Below are 18,220 nucleotides of genomic sequence, written 5' to 3'. Positions count from 1 at the left end.
TTTTTTCCCACACCCATGACAAAAGCGACTTTTACAGGTAAAACATACAAACTTAGGACTTGGCTCTCCTTCGCACCCCAAACATTCATATCGTGCATAACCTAAGTCTTTTGTTCCGCATCTAATAGTTTTTATAACTGTTTCCTCTATATCATCCCGATAATCTACTGGGAACCTTTGGGCATGTAATGCCCAAAAACCATTAAAGTGTTCTTTTAATATTTGTTTAATAACTCCAGAACCTTTTTTACCCATACCGAAATATCTCCTAAATTTATTAGTTAAATTCTATCACATACTTATCCACAACTGAGTCATTTTATAATTTCCTAAACAATAAAAAAACAAGCCTTTTAGCTTGTTATATAATGGCGGAGGAGGAGGGATTCGAACCCCCGCGGGCCGTGAAGCCCCTGGCGGTTTTCAAGACCGCTCCCTTCAGCCGGACTTGGGTACTCCTCCGAATAAATGGTGGACCCTGCAGGACTCGAACCTGCGACCGATCGGTTATGAGCCGATAGCTCTAACCAGCTGAGCTAAGGGTCCTTATTAAGATGTCTAATGGGGCGATCGGTGGGAATCGAACCCACGAGTGCCGGAGCCACAATCCGGTGCGTTAACCACTTCGCCACGACCGCCATGAAGTAAGTTTAGTATGTAATTGACAAACGGTCCAAAGCTAATTGCTCCGGGTAGTTAATCTTATTATGTAATGGTGGCGGCGGAGGGGATCGAACCCCCGACCTCACGGGTATGAACCGTACGCTCTCGCCAGCTGAGCTACACCGCCATGGCTCCAGCGGCAGGATTCGAACCTGCGACCGATCGGTTAACAGCCGATTGCTCTACCACTGAGCTACGCTGGAATAATACTTTGTCTATCAACTAATTATGACGACGAGATATAATTTACCATGATAATGAAATCTTGTCAACATTCTTTAACACAACTTTTTTGAAAAAAATTAAATGATAACCCCGCACCAAGTATGACTTAATACGGGGAATACCATTTATTCTTCTTTTTTACCTACAACTTCTTGAGCTATATTTAAAGCATGATCTCCAATACGTTCTAAATTACTAATAATATCAACAAATACAATCCCTGCGGAACCTGAACATAATCCTTCATTTAATCGTAAAATGTGTTTCTTACGGAATTTACGTTCCATTGAATCTATTTCGTCCTCTTTTTTCATAACTGCTTTAGCTTTTTCTTCATCCATATTTTCAAAAGCGTCAATAGCTTGTGATACAGTTTCAAGAGTTAAGTCAAACATAGTATTCATGTCTTCATAAGCTTGATCTGTCATATTAACTTTATTCGTAATACGATACTCAATCAATTCAACAATATTCTCAAAATGGTCTCCAATTCGCTCAATATCTCTTACAATATCAACGACTGATGAGTGTGCTTTACTATCTGCCTTTGAGATGGAACTGGATGCTTGTACTAAATAGTTCGTAATTTTCTTATCTAAATTGTTAATCGCGCTCTCTAATTGATAGGCAACCTCAGCGTGTTTACTTTGATTATTATTTAAAAATTGACGAGTTTCTTCAAGTCCTTGTAAAGCAATTTGTCCCATGTGTATAGCTTCTTCTTTAGCTTGAGCAACAGCTACAGAAGGAGATTGTTGTATAAAGATAGGGTCTAAATGCTGAGGTTTATAATCAATGACACTGTCTTTACCTGGTACAATTTTTGTTACTATTACTGCTAATAATGCAATGAATGGCAATTGAATGATTACATTTGTGACATTAAACATACCGTGAGCAAACGCTATTGTCATCTTCGGCTCTAACATTAACGTGTCACGAATCCATTCAACTGCAAATGTAAATGGAATTAAAAGTATTAAAAAGACGATTGCTCCTAAAAGGTTAAAAATAACGTGGACTGCTGCTGCACGTTTTGCAGCAACGCTTGCTCCGATAGCTGCTAGTAATGCTGTAATAGTTGTCCCAATGTTATCTCCAAATAGAACTGGTAATGCTGCTGCCAACTCTACTGTACCATCTGCATACATTTGTTGAAGAATACCGATGGTTGCAGATGAACTTTGAACTATCACCGTAAAAATTGTACCAATTGCAACACCTAATAACGGAATATCACTCATACTTGCCGTCAATTCATGGAAGGATTCTAAAGAACGAAGGGGCTTCATTCCATCTCCCATTAATTCTAATCCGTAAAATAATGCGCCAAAACCAAAAATGGTTTGTCCTAGATAATTAATACGCTTATTTTTAAAGAAGAAAATTAATAAAGTACCAATAGCGATTATGGGTAAAGAATAAGCACCAATATCAAAACCTATAATGAAAGCAGTTACCGTCGTCCCAATATTGGCACCCATAATAACACCAATTGCTTGTCTTAAAGTCATAAAACCTGCACTAACTAATCCAATAGTTAGAACTGTAGTACCAGAACTAGATTGAATTAATATCGTGACAATAATACCAGCTATAACTCCCATTAAAGGATTTGTTGTGAATCGATCGAGGATATCACGAAGTTTATCACCTGCTGATTTCTGCAATCCATCCCCCATATATTTAATACCAAATAAGAAAATACCTAAACCACCAATGAATAAAAAGATCATTTCTTGTACGTTCATTCTGTCACCTCGTTAGATCTAATACTTGTAAGCCGAATACTATTCTATGTGTGGATGCACCTAATGTAAATAAATCTAAGATAAAATTTACAAAAACTTTACATTAAATTAATAATTAAATGTATATACTAATTAATTAATTTAGCTACATAATGCGTTTTAACTCTCTTTAGTATTAGATTTAACAAAGGGTTTATTCTACTTCTTCAACTTCAATTTTTGTACCATCAACTACGACAACCTTTACTTTTTTACCTTTCTCAACCCATTTACTTTTAGAAATCGCACTGTATTCTTCTCCATTAACCCTAATCGTACCAGATGGTCTCAATACCGTTATCGTTTCTCCGGTTTGATTAAGTAGATCTTGGTAAGTTTCGTTAAGGGAATTATAACCTGCTTCACTAGAAAGTTGGTCTAATAAAGCTACTTTTGTCCACATATCTCTTCTAGGGAAGGCTTTCATTAAAAATAAACTTGAGAAGCTTCCTAATAAAACGCCTGCTACACTGTATAATGCGTGGATCCAAGTCGAAGCAGCAAATGCAACAGATAATAGGACTAGCACTAACCCTATTACACCTAGAGTCCCATCTCCAATCCATTTACCATCGACGACAATTAATGAAATTCCGATGATAAACACAAATCCCATTAACCAGACATTATATGTAGGCGATTGTCCTAAAAAATAAAATGTTATAAATCCAATCCCAAGAATCATTCCCAAACCTTTCAGTTTAACCATTAATTCACCTAACATAAAAAACATTGCTAAAAAAGTAATGATTAAAACACCCATATAACTTTCTAAAATCATCATGATCTTCCTCTCCCCATAAAATTTATGACACTTAAGCGTCTTTTTGGAAAATTCATCACATAATTATTATTATAACAGTTAGGACTAATAGCATAATCCCTAAATTGTATGTTATTATCTATGTTAGTAAGTATATTTTTAGTATTTTATAGAGACAAGGAGAGTTGTAGCAATGTCTACGATTATTCACCGTAAAGATACAAGACCCGTTAAAGTCGGGGACGTAATTGTTGGTGGAAAAGACGAAGTTGTCATTCAATCTATGACCACGACTAAAACGCATGATGTTGAAGCTACAGTTAATGAAATACATCGCTTAGAAGAGGCTGGATGTCAAATTGTACGTGTTGCATGTCCAGATGATCGTGCAGCAGACGCTATTCCAGAAATTAAAAAGCGAATTAATATTCCATTAGTTGTTGATATCCACTTCAACTATAGATATGCTCTAAAAGCCATTGAAGGTGGCGCAGACAAAATTCGTATTAATCCAGGTAATATTGGGAAACGTGAACGCGTAGAAGAAGTCGTAAACGCTGCGAAAGGTAAAGGTATACCTATTCGTATCGGAGTTAACGCCGGTTCATTAGAAAGACACTTATTAGAAAAATATGGTTACCCTACTGCAGATGCAATGGTTGAAAGTGCTCTAGGCCATATTAAGATTCTAGAGGATTTAGATTTCCATGACATTGTTGTTTCATTAAAAGCTTCGGACGTTAAACTTGCGATTGAAGCTTATGAAAAAGCAGCTGAGGTCATTCCTTATCCATTGCACCTAGGAATCACAGAATCAGGTACGCTTTTTGCAGGTACTGTTAAAAGTGCTGCTGGTCTAGGTGCTATTCTAAGTAAAGGAATTGGTAGCACGTTGCGTATCTCTTTAAGTGCAGATCCAGTCGAAGAGGTTAAAGTAGCTAAAGAGTTATTAAAATCGTTTGGCCTTGCATCAAACGCAGCAACGCTTATTTCATGCCCAACATGTGGTCGTATTGAAATTGACCTCATTAGTATTGCAAATGAAGTTGAAGAATATATTCAAACCATTAAAGCCCCTATTAAGGTAGCTGTTTTAGGATGTGCCGTAAACGGACCTGGTGAAGCTCGTGAAGCAGATATCGGGATCGCTGGAGCACGAGGTGAAGGTTTACTATTCAGGCATGGAGAAATCATTCGTAAAGTCCCTGAAGAAACAATGGTTGAAGAACTTAAAAAAGAAGTCGACAAATTAGCAGAAGAACATTATAAGAAGCAAGAAGAAGAAAAACAAAAAGCATAATATAATTTCCCCTTACACCTTTTAAGGTGTAAGGGGATTTTTCTTTACATTATAGGAAATACAAACAATCGTAGGGCAACAGCTAAGATGGCAATACCAATTGCAATATTACCAAGCGTATCTGCACCACGTCTTTTTGCATATATACCCATGACTGCACCGACGACCGCGAAAAGTAATGTCCAAACGAAAAAGGACAATAACGAAATCACTAAAGCTATCCAACCCCATCCTGCATCTACATGTTCTTCATAACGAGTTTCTCTTTCTTCTTTTCGAATTTTGTCTTCATCTAATTCACTTGGGTTGAATGTTGCTGCATCACTAGCAAATTCTGTGTCATATCCACGGTCTCTTGCATCATATTCATTAAAGTCTTTATAAACTTTCTTTTGTTCTTCGCCTTTATTTGGAAAATAATCCTGGTCATCGTCAAAGCTATTTGGGTACTGATCATCAGCCATGATTATCTAACCTCACTTTCTACGTGGTATTTATAGTGTGTGAGGATTTTATGTTTTTACATAAGTAATTTATGGTAAAACACAACTTTTGTCTTTTTATGCATATACATAGTGATGACTTTTTAATGAAAGGATATTCAATATGTTAAAACATTTAATTCGAACGAGGCTTTATGCATCAACACCTGCTGAAATAGTCAAATACGGGCGTCAATATGGTATTCACATTACTAAAGAACAAGCTGCTGAATTACTAAAATTTATCAAAAAAGAATCGATCGATCCTTTTTCAAAACAGGACCGATCGAAAACTTATAGCTATGTTGAACAAAATATTGGCCAACGCGAAGCTAAACAAGCCGATCAATTATTAAATCAGCTTGTAAAACAATATAACTTAGACCATTTACTATAACTATTGATTCATAATTTTGGTTTTTAAATCCGAATCAAACTCACCATTTTTTAACATCTCAATTTCAAATTTGTAAGGTGGTTTTTTGTTCTTTTTATCTTCACCAACATAAGGTGTTTCTAGAATTTTTGGCAGGTGCATTAAATCAGGATGATGGACGACATTATATATTGCATCAAAACCAATGTGTCCAAATCCAATGTTTTCGTGTCGGTCTTTTTTTGCACCTTTTTCGTTTTTGCTGTCATTAATATGAATCACTTTTAAGCGGTCTAAACCAATGATATCATCAAACTCTTTTAAAACCCCATCTAAATCATTAACAATATCGTAGCCTGCATCATGAACGTGGCAAGTATCAAAACATACGGATAAATGTTCATTATGTGTCACACCATCAATTATGGAAGCAATCTCGTCAAAAGTGCGTCCGCATTCTGAACCCTTTCCAGCCATGGTCTCTAGAGCTATTTGTACATGTTGATTTGGTTGAAGGATTTCATTTAATCCTTCAACAATTTTCTCAATACCCGCTTCTGCTCCAGCACCAACATGAGCTCCCGGGTGTAAAACAATTTGTTTTGCACCTAAAGCTTCGGTGCGTTCGATTTCAGATTGTAAAAAATCAATCCCTAACTTAAATGTAGCTGGCTTTGTTGTATTTCCGATATTAATGATATACGGGGCATGTACAACCATTTCCTCAATTCCATGTTCTTTCATATGGTCTTGTCCCGCTTCAATGTTTAATTCCTCAATGTCTTTTCTTCTAGTGTTTTGAGGAGCACCCGTATAGATCATAAACGTATTTGCTCCATAGGATACCGCCTCTTCACTTGAAGCTAATAACATTTTCTTGCCACTCATTGAAACATGTGAACCAATTTTTAGTGTCATTACTTTCTCCTCCCCTTATTCATCTTCTTAAATTTTTCCCTTTTAAGTTCCTTTTTAATTTTTTCTTTTTCTTGTTTCATTTTTTTCTTATAACCAGGCTTAACCTGTTTTCTTTTCTTAACGCGTTTCCAAGCTTCCTTCTCTAACTCATTTTCTTGTTTTAGACGATTCTGTCTAACGTTCCATTCCTTAACTGGAGCCCATTCGCCGTTTTTAATATCGTAGTTGTGAAATTCTATTCCTGTTTGTTCTAACTTCTCAATTAAAGTCATATCTTTTTCATCATAAAAAGTGACTGCTGTTCCTTCATTACCAGCTCTAGCTGTTCTTCCAACACGGTGAGTGTAAGTTTCAACATCCTGAGGAAATTCAGCATTAAACACATGACTTACTCCTGGAATATCAATTCCTCTAGCTGCTAAATCAGTCGCTACGATGTATTGATATTTTAATGACCTTAAGTCATTTAACATTCTTTTCCTCTCTCTTGGCTTCAGACCACCATGTATAACCCCAGCTTCTAATCCTTTATCTAACAATGCTTCTCTTAACTCATCAGCATGTTCTTTCTTATTAACAAAGATCAAGGCAATGTAAGGGTGAATTAATTTAGACGCCTCTAATATTAATTCGGCTGCATCACGATGTCTTCTCGGAATAAGTCTATGTTCTAGCTTTGATGGATTGATGGAATCCTCAATAACAATATAATTAGGATTAACTAAATATTTTTTTAAAAATGGTTGTAATTTTTTTGGGATCGTAGCAGAGAAAACTAAAGTTTGAACATCTACATACATTCTGCTTAATATTTGATCGACTTCTTCAATTAAGCCAAGGTCAATTAATAAGTCAGCCTCATCAATCACGACGCTTTCTACCGAAGACGGATTAATCGCACCTTCCTCAATAAAGTCCAATATACGACCAGGTGTTCCTACGATTAAATGTGGTTGCTTTTGAACCTTTTGAAGCTCTCTTTCTTTATCGGTACCTCCAATAACTAACCGAGAACTAAACTCTTCTTGAGAAAAATCTTGCATTTTCTTAATCTCATGAAAAATTTGCATTGCAAGCTCTCTAGTCGGAGCGATAATCATCTTTTGTGTCGTTTGTTCATTTAAATTAAGCTGATCAATTAAAGGAATCAAATAAGCATGGGTTTTTCCGGTTCCTGTTTGTGATTGACCAATAACGTTTTCTTTTCTTAATACAGATGGTATAACACGGTGTTGAATTTCAGTTGGTTGTTTAAAGTTTAAATCTTGTATAATGGTTAACATATTTGGGCTCAACTGATATGATTGAAAATATCGTTTCATTTGGCATTCTCCTTTATTCCTAACATTTCTCATTATAAAGGAGTCATACTTTAAATGCCACTCGAATAAACATTTTGTCAATTAAGGTTATAGCCTTTATAATATGCATAGAGAGTATAAAATGGGGAGGCCATTTTCATGGAAGTCATAAAAATTGCACCTAGAGGTTACTGTTACGGTGTTGTCGATGCAATGGTAATTGCAAGCAACGCTGCTAAAGACCCAAATCTACCAAGACCGATCTATATCTTAGGTATGATCGTTCATAATAGCCATGTTACGAATGCCTTCAAAGAAGAAGGAATTGTCACGTTAGACCAAAAAGGGAAAAGTCGCCTAGAGCTATTAAAAGATATTAATGAAGGAACCGTTATTTTTACTGCTCACGGTGTATCGCCTGAAGTAAAAGAAATTGCTGAAAATAAAGGATTAACGGTATTAGATGCTACATGCCCTGATGTAACTCGTACGCATGATTTAATCCGTGAAAAAGTCGCAGAAGGTTATGAAGTTGTGTATATCGGTAAAAAAAGACACCCAGAACCAGAAGGAGCCGTCGGGGTTGCACCTGATCATGTTCACTTAATTACAACTGAGGAAGATGCTGAACAACTTTCATTTAATAAACACACAAAAATCATCGTGACGAACCAAACGACAATGAGTCAGTGGGATGTCTATGATGTCATGCAAAAAGTTAAAGAACTATATCCTCAAACTGAGATGGTTCAAGAGATTTGTATGGCAACTCAAGTTCGCCAGGAAGCTGTAGCTGAACAAGCAAAAGAAGCTGACTTAACACTTGTTGTCGGCGACCCTATGAGTAACAACTCTAATCGATTAGCTCAAGTATCCAAACAAATTGCTGGTACAGAGGCTTATAGGATTGCAAACGTTTCAGAGATTGATTTAAGTTGGTTAGAAGGTGTTGAAAAAGTTGCTGTTACAGCAGGTGCTTCGACGCCAACACCTATTACCAAAGAAGTTATTAAATTTATCGAGAATTTCGATCCAGACAATGAAGCGACTTGGGAACGTGAAACGCAAGTCACCAACGGTAAAATCCTTCCCAAAGTTAAATCAAAAAAGAAAAAAAGAGCATAAAAAAATTCCGGCTCATCTGGGCCGGAATTTTTTTTATTCCCACTCTACTTTCACGGTACTAGATATAGAGCAATATCATTGATTTTAAAGGGTTTTAAAGAAGTATCAATCCATATAAATTTGGTTTTCACCTACAGATGATTTTTTAAGTTAGAGGTGAAATATATGTTAGATTACACGTCTAAAAAGAATTATAACACAAATTTAAAAATTGGTAGCCTTTTTGATGGAATCGGTGTCTTCCCCCTCTCTGCTTCCCGTTTTAGTTTATGAGACTCCTAAATGGCTTGGGATAGATGAAATACATTAAATATGCCTTTACAGTTATATTCCATTTGTATTATATTTAAATCACATGAATTAAGTCAAGTGTCGGAGAGGGGATGCGATGATAAAAATAGATATTTTTTAATGAGGTGAGCGACATGTCAGGTAAAATTCCAGGCATGAATGTATCTATGCTGGGGTCATTGGCTGAACCTAATCGGATGGCAATCGTTGAGTTGCTGCGTAATGGGTCTTTAACAGTGGGGGAAATTGCTAATCGGTTGGAATTAAGCCAGCCGCATGCTTCAAAGCATTTAAAGGTGCTGAGTGACAATGGAATTGTAGAAGTGAAGCCAGAAGCTAATCGTCGATATTACAAGCTACGGTCTGAGCCCTTCCGAGTAATAGAATATTGGGCGACTTCCTTTCAAAAGGATATGGAAAGGAGACTCGACAACTTGGACGATTATGTACAAGAACTGCAAAATAAAAAACAATAGACAAGTGAAAAATAAGGAGGAAAAATTATGCCAAATAACAAAATGGTTTCAAAGAGTAGAGAATGAAAGGTTTCTTGTTTTAGAACGAGTTTATGATATGCCACGTGATCAACTATTTCAACTATTTAAGGAACCAGAGCATTTAAAGCGCTGGTGGAGTACGGATGGTTGGGAACTGCCCGTTTGCAACATGGACTTTCGCCCAGGAGGCGTATGGCACTATTGCATGAAATGTGTTGATAAGAATCAAGAAGAATATGGAATGGAATCTTGGAACAAAACCATTTATAAAGACATTATTGAGCCAGAAAAGATTGTTTATAACGATTATTTTTCGGATGCAGAAGGCAATATCAATGAGTCCATGCCTTCTCCAGAAGTCACAATGGAATTCATCGATTTAGGCAGTCAAACAAAATTGGTCAGCCGTTCTGAATTCGATTCAGCGGATTCCCTGCAAGCTGTTTTGGACATGGGATTGTTGGAAGGAATCACACAAACGTGGAATAATTTAGATGTATTGGTAGAGAGATTAAAATAGAGAATAAAGCTTTGATCATTTAATATGATTTTTGACAAAACACTCACAAAGGGCTGTCTAATACGTCTCGAAAATAAAACAAGAGGGGAAAATATCTTTCTTCCTCTTGTTTTTCGTTTCTAAAAAATCTTCGAAAAGTAGCCTGCAAGGTTCAGCTAATTTCAGGATACTGTAGACCAATGCCAATAATTTGGCGATCCTATTAAAGGGAATAAGGTAGGCAAGGTAACCTAGATGATTGTTTCTAAATGATAATAGATTACTTCTTTTACCTTTTCTGGAGAGTAAACATCAGGTCTTAACAGGGCATGAATGAACAAGCCATCAATTAATGCCGATAGCCTACTTATCTATAATTGTACATTAATTGAATCAGATAAAATTCCTTATAGCTAGAACTAATATCTCAATCATTGAATTTGCTAATTTATAGGTAACTTAATTATTATTCATTTGTTTCCCCCCATACTTTATTTTTTAAAAATTAGATCTGGAAAATTGCACCTATTTTCCACAGGAACATAAAAGCTTTTATTCATTGATTAGTGCAGGTATTCTTTTCACACGTTCAAGATGCAGAACGTTTTCCATCCATTTTGTTAGTATAATAGTTGGTGAATCCAAAAATAAGCGGAGCAAATATAAGGATTGGAATGACCCATATAATTAAACTGACAGATTCAATTTGAAGAAGTCTTGGTGCACCAAAGACGGCAAATGCAGTAACGGTTGCGATACAGCATGATAGCATACCTATTATATGTTCCACTATCCAATGAGATCTTCTGGTTGGAGCAGACAGCCAATATTGCAGTTGGATTCCTCCCAAAAACACACCTATAATAGGGAAAAACTTCAATAACGGAAAATCAATCATCCAACCGTATATGCTAATTGCGATACCAAAGGTAAGTAATAGTATCGGAAAAAACAAATCAATCACATGCTTGTGAGTATTTCGGCGTCTTTTATATCGAAGGACGCGTAAGCCATACCATACAGCCCCTCCACTTAAAATAGCAATAAAAATTAGAAACCAAGAAAATGGAACATCCTCTGCGTGAAATGACGGATCCAAAGCAAGGCGATAAATCCCCATATATAATGCTGAAATGGATACAATGCTCATGGCAACCACATATACCCAACCACTACGTCGATGCGTCTTTCTCCCTTTCTTCGTAACTATTGGAACCCAAAACACACATAATGCCAAAAATCCCCCTAAAACATGAAACCACCGAGCAACCATAAACATAAACTCCATCAATTCTCATCCCCCTTACAGGATACCTTTACATATTCTAAAATTTTTTTAATAAACGAGTCATATAGCTAATTTTATATAGACTTCTAGTTTTCATGAAGTACGTTCATACCGCAAAATTCTCCTGGCCAAGGGAATCTTATTTTTGTGTCAGGAAATTGAACACGAGAAACAGTAAGCTGTATTTCTTATAAGTCGATACCCTATTTTTCCTACTAAAAATGTTCCTTGCCAAAATTTTTTATTGGCAGGGTTTTGGGCAGGGAACTATATTATTTTTAATCAATATGTCCGTTTTAAATTAGGGTAAATGCTGTTAAATCAGCATTCCCACTTCAAATTAAGTTGTAGTTTTATTCCCATCAAATAGGATTAACAAAACCTACAAAGTGCTATTGTATTTCCTCAATCGGCACATTCTTTATATGTGTTGCAATCCACCAAATGTGCCCAAAGGGATCTATTACACCTCCACGTCGATCGCCTTCAATATGATCTTCTACGGGCTCCAGTTCCTTTGCTCCTGCATCAATAGCTTGTGCAAAAAGTGCATCTGCGTCCTCAACATAGAGAAAAATATGCATCCCAGCTCCTTTAAGAGACTGGGGGCTCTGCATAATCGGGTATGCTGGGAACTCATCAGCAATCATGATTGGTGAATCACCGATTTTGATTGTTGCATGCTGAACTTTACCGCTGTTATCTGTAACACGCATCTGTTCAGTAGCTCCAAATGCCTTTTTATAAAATGAAATGGCAGCAGTTGCATCTTTGATAATCATGTACGGTGTCACTGTGTGGTATCCTGCTGGAATGCCTTTTGTATTCGATGTCATGAAATATTCCTCCAATGAATTTAAATTTGGATGCAATTATTCCAAAGAAACAGGTCAGATATTGGGAATGATTGCATCAAATTTATTCTAAATTACGTTGGAATGAATTGTATTGTAAAAAAATGACCCTATTAAAGTGGAACGTGATTTTGTTGTTTCTCTTGATTCATGTGGTAGACTGTTGGGCTAAGACCAGAAAATGCACGAAAATCGTGGATGAAATGGGCCTGATCATAATAACCGCAAGTTAACGCAAATTTTGTCCAATCAACTTGCTCTCCATCATTAATGAGCTGAAGTACATTCTGAAAACGTTGGATGCGGTAAAATTGTTTGGGTGTCATTCCCACTTCTTCCTTGAATACCTGAATGAAACGGCGTGAACTCAAACTAATTTGATCAGTCACATCAGCAATTTTTAACTGATTAGGTAAATACTGGAATTTCTTTAACGCGATGACAACTGCTGGATGAAGAGCCGAGGCTTGATTTATCATCTCCAATAAGTAATGTTCAAGAACTCTAAATTTGGCAGCTTGTATTTCAACTTCAAGAAGCTGATCTCGCATTTCGACCGCTTTTGTCCCCCCAAAGTGTTTCTAGAGATTCGTGCCTATTATATAATTCATTGGCTGATATATTAAGAAATGGAAAAGCACCACCTGGCTTAAAGTGAATCCCTATTGTGGAAGCTTGACATGCTGTGTCGATAACAGTAAAATCTGAATGCGGTCCAGAAATCACGCTCCCACGAAAACTTTTGAATCGGTTCTGATTCTTTTGATCGTATACCTTTATCAAGTCCTCTTCTAGATTGATAACTAATTCCATAGAGCCGTCTGGAAGGACGCGTTCCATTTCATGAGGCGGCTTATAACTTTTGTAATACCAAAAAATATTTATAAAATTCGACAAGGGAGGCGTGGGGTGGTAGGTTCGAAAAACAACCATAGCAATCACTACCTTTAATTTATTCTAAAAAAACCATTATTGTTGGCTTGGAATAAAGTTCGATCAACAATGTCATTTAAATCCTCATTTTTTAGGATATTCGGATTATTTGGTAGAAAAGGACTTATAATTAACCCTTTTCCATTTTCTTAATAAGTGTAGAAAAAATCAAGTTGCCTGTTATGACGTGATAACAGGGCTTTTTATTTTACAAACTTATCTTACTGATAAGTAATATTATTAAATACCTTCACCCTTATAAAAGGAATTTGTAAGTTTCAACCCTTCTTCTCATTGACCACATTTGCTCTCCCCATAATTTCCTGTACTATTGAACCTTTTGCATCCGCATAGTCTTGGACGTGTTTCCATTTACGGTGAGCTAAGTTACGCTTTACGTTTGCATACTTATCTCGATCGGAATGGTTAATTCTTAGCCAATTGCGAAACCGCAACATTCGGTCGATTTCAGATGAGCCTTTACTAAATACGTGTAAATTAATATCTGTATCGGGGCCTTTAAAAAGTCGGTGTTGAAACCAATCTGGTTCTCGAATACGTAAAGTGTAGCCGTCTTCCTCCAAGTCAGGAACATAAGCACTTTCGTCAGCTGAATCCTTCACAACCAATAGAATATCAATAATTGGCTTAGCACATAAACCTGGCACTGAAGTTGATCCAACGTGCTCCAATTGAAGTACTTTTTTTACCAAGTATGGAATAAATTCTTTTAGCCTCTCGGTCAAATAACTTCGGCCATTTCGGATCATAGTCAAGGAGCGTAATTTGTGCATTGTGAGGTTCTAGCTCTCCAACCATTACTTCTTGCAGTTTTTCTTCATTTTTAGATTTTAAATTATCGTGCATAAAAGTCAATTAAATCTCCCTCCATTTCGATTTTTAATAGCATTCAAACGTACCGCACTTTTCAACATACCACCCATGGAAATATATCTAGCCACTTCAAGATAAACAATATGGTAGATAATATTCATCCATAATGTTCCTGTATACTTTTTATATAGTTGTAGAGCAATTCCAAAAGTAAAGAGAAGTATAAAATAATCTATAGTTATTGTAAATGGCTCATCAAAGAATATTGACGCCAATGCCATCACTGTATGTAATCGGCAAACAAATGAAGATTAACGGTTGCAAAATCAATTCAATTGACTTTCATTACAGAGTGTTTCTAAATGATAACGGATTACTTCATTCACCTTTTCTGGAGTGTAGACATCAGGTCTTAACAGAGCATGAATGGACAATCCATCAATTAATGCCGCTAGCCTACTTTTTTCTAATTTTACATTAGTTGAATCAGATAAAATCCCTTGTAGGACTAATATCTCAATCATTGAATTTGCTAATTCATACATACCGTTAGTCATTTCATCTTTTTTTTCTTTTAATGTATCACTTGTAAGTGACTGAAGTGCAAGGATCAACCAAACGCTCGTTTCGATTTTCTTTTCTTCATCAATTGGTACAAGCTCCAATAAAACTTCTGCGACTGCCTGCAATGGATTGTCTGACCAACTTTTACTTTGAGAACGTTTTTTCCCTTCTTCCAGGTAATAATCCATGATAAATAATAACATTTCATCCTTAGTTGAAAAATAATGTCTTAACGCTCCAGCAGACATGCCTGCTTCAATAGCAACTCTTCTTATAGATGCCTTTTCGATTCCCTCTTTCTTAATAATATTCCAAGCGGCCTCAGCAATTGACTTCCTCTTTTTTTCATGATTAACAATCCTTGGCATAAAAAACACTTCCTTTTATTAACACAGTGTGTTAATATAATTTTAACACGCTGTGCTATTTAAATTATAACATATAAAAAGGAGGGACTCCATATTTGATCGAAAGTATTGAAGCATTGATGCCTTCTTCATCAATAGACACATCGATAGCTTTGCTAATTATTTCTATTTGCGCATTAATTGATATATTAAGTCCTGGTGTACTTGCTGTAACAGCTTATTTATTATTGACACAGCCTAATCAATTATCTTCTCGCTTGCTTGTTTTTTTATTTATTACGCAGTTTGGCTACTTCGTAGTGGGCTTATTCCTATACTTTGGTGGAGATTCATTATTGAAAGGAATTGGAAAATTATCTGAATTTGACTTTATCAATTGGTTTTATCTCCTTTTTGGAGCAGTTATTGTTCTAATTAGCTTCTGCAAACCAAATGATACTACAAAAAAACGTTTAATTTCATTTATACCCCAAAAAACAACGATGAAAGGGATGATCATATTAGGTATCATTGTTTTTCTAATTGAATTTGTAACTGCATTGCCTTACTTTTATTCCATTTTGTTAATGAACCACCTAACAATTGAGTCTTCCTCTTCTATCTTTATTATAATTGGCTACAATCTTGTAATGGTGCTTCCCTCTCTTCTTTTGTTAGGGGTTAATATTATGTTTAAAGAGAGACTGCAACAATTTCTAAATAAAATTAAATCAAAATTAAATGAAGCTCCGATTTCCTCACTCTTGGTAGCGATAGGAGTAGTAGGTGCGGTTTTTTTCAATATCGGTCTTAGAGGAATATTAAATTAAAAATTATTAATGAGGTGTTCATCATGAAAGAAATAATCAGTGGACTCGGTCTACTTTTTGTTATACAGGGAGTAGGCGGATTAATCAATCATTTGACTAATGGTGGAAAAAGTTGGTTTTTGGTAAATTATATTAATGCGTTTCAGGGATTTGAAATTGTTATGGACATTATTTTTATTATAGTTGGTGGGATCATAGGTTTAGCCTCTTGGAAAATAGACAGATCAACTAAAAGAGAAAATTAAATATAGAGCAAATTGGACGGTTTATACATAGCCGTCCAGTTTGGCGGATACTCCGTTGAAATATATTTTTAAATATTTATAGAGAGGAACATAAGAATTATTATGAATTCAAGACATATAGGGAACTCGTCTTCCCAAAAGGAAGAACGATTATCCTTTATTGATAACCTAAGAGGAGCTCTTACAGTGTTGGTTGTGCTACATCATTTGGTGTACTTTTCCATCTATAACGATGTATTAACACAAGGGTCTATTGGGGTTGTAATGGGCCTTCTATTCCTTGCTTTTAATCAGACTTTCTTTATGGGGACATTTTTTCTTATTTCTGGTTACTTTGTCCCTTCATCTTTTGAAAGAAATGGGGCAACTCGGTTTATCAAAGATAGATCTGTCCGATTCCTAATCCCATTTATCTTCTATATTTTCATTCTTAGCCAAGCTCAAGCAATTGAAGCCTATATACTTAACCAAGAGCCATTTACATGGCAAACCTATTTTTCACATTTAACTTACGGGCCTATGTGGTACGTCGAGCTACTTTTCGTATTCGTTTGTTTATACGCAGTTTGGGCGAAGTTTATGAGTAAAAATAAGCTATCAGTAGTTCGTCAGAGTAAGCCACCCACCTACACAATGCTTGCCATCTTTGTCATGATATTAGCAGTATCGTATTTCATCATAAGACTGTGGGTCCCTGCTCTCGACTTGCCAGGCGGATCTCCCAAGGTTCGAGCATTCGTTGGACTATTTACAGCAAGCGGCTATGATCTCCCACAATATGTCGGGCTATTCATTTTAGGCATCATCGCTTATCAACGCAATTGGTTTCGAAATACCCCTGATTCTATGGGGAGGGCGGGTTTTGGAATTGCAATTGGAGCATCGATTCTTCTCCTTCCCTTAGTCTTGATATTTGGGGTAGACGAATTACAGTTTTCTGGCGGCTGGAACTGGGCATCTTTGGTTTATTCTCTGTGGGAAGCTCTATTTTGTGTTGGCGTCATTTTCGGATTAATCATATTCTTTCGCAAAAGAGTTTCTCGTCAAGGAAAAAGTTGGAGCTTCTTGTCAGCCCATTCCTTCGTGATATATATCATTCATATACCGATTATCTCTATTGTTATGGCTGGATTGAAGGTCATCCACTTTCCACCATCCTTCATGTTTCTAGCTATGATTCTGATCACGATACCACTTTGCTTCTTGTTAAGTTATATAATTAGGCAGATTCCCTTTGTGTCAAAGATTATTTAGGGATGGTGAGTTTTAAAGAAAAAAGAGGATACGACGATAACCATACCTGCCCTTATGCTTCTTAAAAATAGAACTAATGAGCCTTTTTTACTTTGAATTTTTATCTGAGTGCTTAAAGAAGTATTAATTTTATAATAATAAGTGTTACGTGGAATACCGGCAATTTTGAGTAATGCCTTCACAGGATAATCGTCCCTTAGCTCATATACTACTTTTACTTTTTGTTTTGTCGTAATTTGTTTTCTTCTTGAACTAAGGCTTTCAACTTTTTAAATAGAATTTTCCATTTAATAATATGTATAAATTCTTACTCCCACCTGGCTTATGTTCAGTTGGGCTTTTTTTGTATTTAATGAATAATTTTTCTTAAAATATTGCTCTTTTTTTTGACATTTCATAAAAAAACTTGTTGAAGGTTATGAAAGGGGAAATCATCACCCACCTTTGCAGTTGCGAAGGGAGAGGAAATGCATGATCGAACCAGATCGTACCGAGTGGCAAGTTCGCTGTGCATTTAACGCTTTTTGTAAGCGAGTACTGAAAAATGAAGCAATCAACATATACAAAGAAAGGCAGAAACGGAGATAACATTTTCAAATTTAACACTGCTAGAAGAAAAACAGCTCTATACCTTAGACAAACACTAAAAGGGAGAAGAAATAGAAGGACTTCAAGTAGCTGGTAAGAGAATTACTCCTACACTTCTTGCAAAAGCGATGCATAGCTTGCCAGTTGAGAAGCGTACTATCATCCTACTATACTACTTTTTTAATCTTTCTGATGTAAAAATTGATCAATTGTTCAACATTCCACGTTAGTACTGTACAGTATAGGCGAACGA

19 protein-coding genes, 5 tRNA genes and 2 pseudogenes are annotated in these 18,220 nt (G+C 36.0%); 8 read left to right on the top strand and 18 right to left on the bottom strand.

Features of this window, described 5'->3' with window-relative positions:
• The 8 genes from BMY57_RS13940 to BMY57_RS13905 all read right to left on the bottom strand — a co-directional run.
• On the bottom strand, window positions 1-255 hold a 255-nt coding region (locus BMY57_RS13940), incomplete at its 3' end, for a transposase zinc-binding domain-containing protein (protein ID WP_177176396.1).
• A gap of 114 nt (window positions 256-369) precedes the next feature.
• Window positions 370-462: transfer RNA gene (locus tag BMY57_RS13935), tRNA-Ser, on the bottom strand.
• A gap of 7 nt (window positions 463-469) precedes the next feature.
• Window positions 470-546, bottom strand: a tRNA-Ile gene (locus tag BMY57_RS13930).
• A gap of 16 nt (window positions 547-562) precedes the next feature.
• Window positions 563-638, bottom strand: a tRNA-His gene (locus BMY57_RS13925).
• A gap of 75 nt (window positions 639-713) precedes the next feature.
• Window positions 714-790, bottom strand: a tRNA-Met gene (locus tag BMY57_RS13920).
• Window position 791: 1 nt separating this feature from the next.
• Window positions 792-866 (bottom strand) — tRNA-Asn (locus BMY57_RS13915).
• A gap of 147 nt (window positions 867-1,013) precedes the next feature.
• A complete protein-coding gene (locus BMY57_RS13910; protein WP_091775576.1) occupies window positions 1,014-2,639 on the bottom strand; it encodes a Na/Pi cotransporter family protein in 1,626 nt (541 codons plus the stop codon).
• Window positions 2,640-2,832: 193 nt separating this feature from the next.
• A complete protein-coding gene (locus tag BMY57_RS13905) occupies window positions 2,833-3,462 on the bottom strand; it encodes an NfeD family protein (protein WP_091775573.1) in 630 nt (209 codons plus the stop codon).
• Window positions 3,463-3,634: 172 nt separating this feature from the next.
• Here BMY57_RS13905 and ispG point away from each other — a divergent pair, with 172 nt between their 5' ends.
• Window positions 3,635-4,741, top strand: coding sequence for a flavodoxin-dependent (E)-4-hydroxy-3-methylbut-2-enyl-diphosphate synthase (ispG, locus tag BMY57_RS13900; protein WP_091775570.1), 1,107 nt, complete (start codon window positions 3,635-3,637; stop codon window positions 4,739-4,741).
• 44 nt (window positions 4,742-4,785) lie between these two features.
• On the opposite strand, the gene BMY57_RS13895 is transcribed toward ispG, so the two are convergent.
• Window positions 4,786-5,205 (bottom strand): cytochrome b family protein, encoded by a 420-nt coding sequence (locus BMY57_RS13895; RefSeq protein ID WP_091775568.1) that lies wholly within the window; start codon window positions 5,203-5,205, stop codon window positions 4,786-4,788.
• 142 nt (window positions 5,206-5,347) lie between these two features.
• Here BMY57_RS13895 and BMY57_RS13890 point away from each other — a divergent pair, with 142 nt between their 5' ends.
• A complete protein-coding gene (locus BMY57_RS13890) occupies window positions 5,348-5,620 on the top strand; it encodes a DUF2624 family protein (RefSeq protein WP_091775565.1) in 273 nt (90 codons plus the stop codon).
• Here BMY57_RS13890 and BMY57_RS13885 read toward each other — a convergent pair whose 3' ends face one another.
• Window positions 5,621-6,517: a deoxyribonuclease IV gene (locus BMY57_RS13885; RefSeq protein ID WP_091775562.1), complete on the bottom strand. Its 897-nt coding sequence runs from the start codon at window positions 6,515-6,517 to the stop codon at window positions 5,621-5,623. It lies immediately after the preceding gene.
• The gene (locus BMY57_RS13880; protein ID WP_091775559.1) at window positions 6,517-7,839 is read right to left on the bottom strand and encodes a DEAD/DEAH box helicase; all 1,323 of its coding nucleotides are present in this window, start codon (window positions 7,837-7,839) and stop codon (window positions 6,517-6,519) included. Before BMY57_RS13880 ends, BMY57_RS13885 begins: the two co-directional genes overlap by 1 nt.
• Window positions 7,840-7,977: 138 nt before the next feature.
• Here BMY57_RS13880 and BMY57_RS13875 point away from each other — a divergent pair, with 138 nt between their 5' ends.
• From BMY57_RS13875 to BMY57_RS13865, 3 genes and pseudogenes are all read left to right on the top strand, one after another.
• On the top strand, window positions 7,978-8,943 hold the full coding sequence (locus BMY57_RS13875; protein ID WP_091775556.1) for a 4-hydroxy-3-methylbut-2-enyl diphosphate reductase: 966 nt from the start codon (window positions 7,978-7,980) through the stop codon (window positions 8,941-8,943).
• Between the two features lie 425 nt (window positions 8,944-9,368).
• Window positions 9,369-9,710, top strand: coding sequence for an ArsR/SmtB family transcription factor (locus BMY57_RS13870; RefSeq protein ID WP_091775553.1), 342 nt, complete (start codon window positions 9,369-9,371; stop codon window positions 9,708-9,710).
• A gap of 27 nt (window positions 9,711-9,737) precedes the next feature.
• Window positions 9,738-10,251, top strand: a pseudogene (locus BMY57_RS13865) (SRPBCC family protein).
• A 230-nt stretch (window positions 10,252-10,481) separates the two neighbouring features.
• Here the strand turns inward: BMY57_RS13865 and BMY57_RS16350 are convergent.
• From BMY57_RS16350 to BMY57_RS13835, 7 genes and pseudogenes are all read right to left on the bottom strand, one after another.
• The gene (locus BMY57_RS16350; protein ID WP_245850029.1) at window positions 10,482-10,571 is read right to left on the bottom strand and encodes a hypothetical protein; all 90 of its coding nucleotides are present in this window, start codon (window positions 10,569-10,571) and stop codon (window positions 10,482-10,484) included.
• A 248-nt stretch (window positions 10,572-10,819) separates the two neighbouring features.
• On the bottom strand, window positions 10,820-11,518 hold the full coding sequence (locus BMY57_RS13855) for a DUF2306 domain-containing protein (protein WP_091775550.1): 699 nt from the start codon (window positions 11,516-11,518) through the stop codon (window positions 10,820-10,822).
• Window positions 11,519-11,910: 392 nt separating this feature from the next.
• Window positions 11,911-12,354 carry a VOC family protein gene (locus BMY57_RS13850; protein WP_091775547.1) on the bottom strand — a complete coding sequence of 148 codons (444 nt, stop codon included), beginning with the start codon at window positions 12,352-12,354 and terminating at the stop codon, window positions 11,911-11,913.
• Between the two features lie 131 nt (window positions 12,355-12,485).
• Entirely contained in the window at window positions 12,486-12,923 is a 438-nt protein-coding gene (locus BMY57_RS16345; protein ID WP_256205316.1) for a helix-turn-helix domain-containing protein, read from the bottom strand.
• Window positions 12,904-13,305 (bottom strand): DUF6597 domain-containing transcriptional factor, encoded by a 402-nt coding sequence (locus BMY57_RS16510; protein WP_369678864.1) that lies wholly within the window; start codon window positions 13,303-13,305, stop codon window positions 12,904-12,906. Before BMY57_RS16510 ends, BMY57_RS16345 begins: the two co-directional genes overlap by 20 nt.
• A 278-nt stretch (window positions 13,306-13,583) precedes the next feature.
• Window positions 13,584-14,172, bottom strand: a pseudogene (locus BMY57_RS13840) (GrpB family protein).
• 293 nt (window positions 14,173-14,465) lie between these two features.
• Complete coding sequence (locus BMY57_RS13835; protein WP_091775544.1) at window positions 14,466-15,071, bottom strand: TetR/AcrR family transcriptional regulator; 606 nt, start codon at window positions 15,069-15,071, stop codon at window positions 14,466-14,468.
• Window positions 15,072-15,166: 95 nt separating this feature from the next.
• Between BMY57_RS13835 and BMY57_RS13830 the strand changes: the two genes are divergently transcribed.
• From BMY57_RS13830 to BMY57_RS13820, 3 genes are all read left to right on the top strand, one after another.
• A complete protein-coding gene (locus tag BMY57_RS13830; protein ID WP_091775541.1) occupies window positions 15,167-15,880 on the top strand; it encodes a GAP family protein in 714 nt (237 codons plus the stop codon).
• Window positions 15,881-15,903: 23 nt separating this feature from the next.
• Window positions 15,904-16,125, top strand: a complete 222-nt coding sequence (locus BMY57_RS13825; RefSeq protein WP_010097533.1) for a hypothetical protein — start codon at window positions 15,904-15,906, stop codon at window positions 16,123-16,125.
• A 102-nt stretch (window positions 16,126-16,227) separates the two neighbouring features.
• Complete coding sequence (locus BMY57_RS13820) at window positions 16,228-17,379, top strand: acyltransferase family protein (protein ID WP_091775538.1); 1,152 nt, start codon at window positions 16,228-16,230, stop codon at window positions 17,377-17,379.
• Window positions 17,380-18,220: the final 841 nt, after the last annotated feature.

It is taken from the genome of Piscibacillus halophilus, from assembly GCF_900110685.1.
GTDB lineage: Bacteria > Bacillota > Bacilli > Bacillales > Alkalibacillaceae > Piscibacillus > Piscibacillus halophilus.
Note: the sequence above shows the minus strand (reverse complement) of the source record. Positions and strands in the feature narration are given on the sequence as shown.

Excerpts from the sequence above, each read along its gene's own strand:
- BMY57_RS16345 (WP_256205316.1), bottom strand. The coding sequence starts at position 12,923 with ATGCGAGATCAGCTTCTTGAAGTTGAAATACAAGCTGCCAAATTTAGA.
- BMY57_RS13875 (WP_091775556.1), top strand. The coding sequence starts at position 7,978 with ATGGAAGTCATAAAAATTGCACCTAGAGGTTACTGTTACGGTGTTGTC.
- BMY57_RS13905 (WP_091775573.1), bottom strand. The coding sequence starts at position 3,462 with ATGATGATTTTAGAAAGTTATATGGGTGTTTTAATCATTACTTTTTTA.
- BMY57_RS13835 (WP_091775544.1), bottom strand. The coding sequence starts at position 15,071 with ATGCCAAGGATTGTTAATCATGAAAAAAAGAGGAAGTCAATTGCTGAG.
- BMY57_RS13910 (WP_091775576.1), bottom strand. The coding sequence starts at position 2,639 with ATGAACGTACAAGAAATGATCTTTTTATTCATTGGTGGTTTAGGTATT.
- BMY57_RS13820 (WP_091775538.1), top strand. The coding sequence starts at position 16,228 with ATGAATTCAAGACATATAGGGAACTCGTCTTCCCAAAAGGAAGAACGA.
- BMY57_RS13895 (WP_091775568.1), bottom strand. The coding sequence starts at position 5,205 with ATGGCTGATGATCAGTACCCAAATAGCTTTGACGATGACCAGGATTAT.
- BMY57_RS13870 (WP_091775553.1), top strand. The coding sequence starts at position 9,369 with ATGTCAGGTAAAATTCCAGGCATGAATGTATCTATGCTGGGGTCATTG.
- BMY57_RS13850 (WP_091775547.1), bottom strand. The coding sequence starts at position 12,354 with ATGACATCGAATACAAAAGGCATTCCAGCAGGATACCACACAGTGACA.
- ispG (WP_091775570.1), top strand. The coding sequence starts at position 3,635 with ATGTCTACGATTATTCACCGTAAAGATACAAGACCCGTTAAAGTCGGG.
- BMY57_RS13855 (WP_091775550.1), bottom strand. The coding sequence starts at position 11,518 with ATGGAGTTTATGTTTATGGTTGCTCGGTGGTTTCATGTTTTAGGGGGA.
- BMY57_RS13885 (WP_091775562.1), bottom strand. The coding sequence starts at position 6,517 with ATGACACTAAAAATTGGTTCACATGTTTCAATGAGTGGCAAGAAAATG.
- BMY57_RS13890 (WP_091775565.1), top strand. The coding sequence starts at position 5,348 with ATGTTAAAACATTTAATTCGAACGAGGCTTTATGCATCAACACCTGCT.
- BMY57_RS13880 (WP_091775559.1), bottom strand. The coding sequence starts at position 7,839 with ATGAAACGATATTTTCAATCATATCAGTTGAGCCCAAATATGTTAACC.
- BMY57_RS16510 (WP_369678864.1), bottom strand. The coding sequence starts at position 13,305 with ATGGTTGTTTTTCGAACCTACCACCCCACGCCTCCCTTGTCGAATTTT.
- BMY57_RS13825 (WP_010097533.1), top strand. The coding sequence starts at position 15,904 with ATGAAAGAAATAATCAGTGGACTCGGTCTACTTTTTGTTATACAGGGA.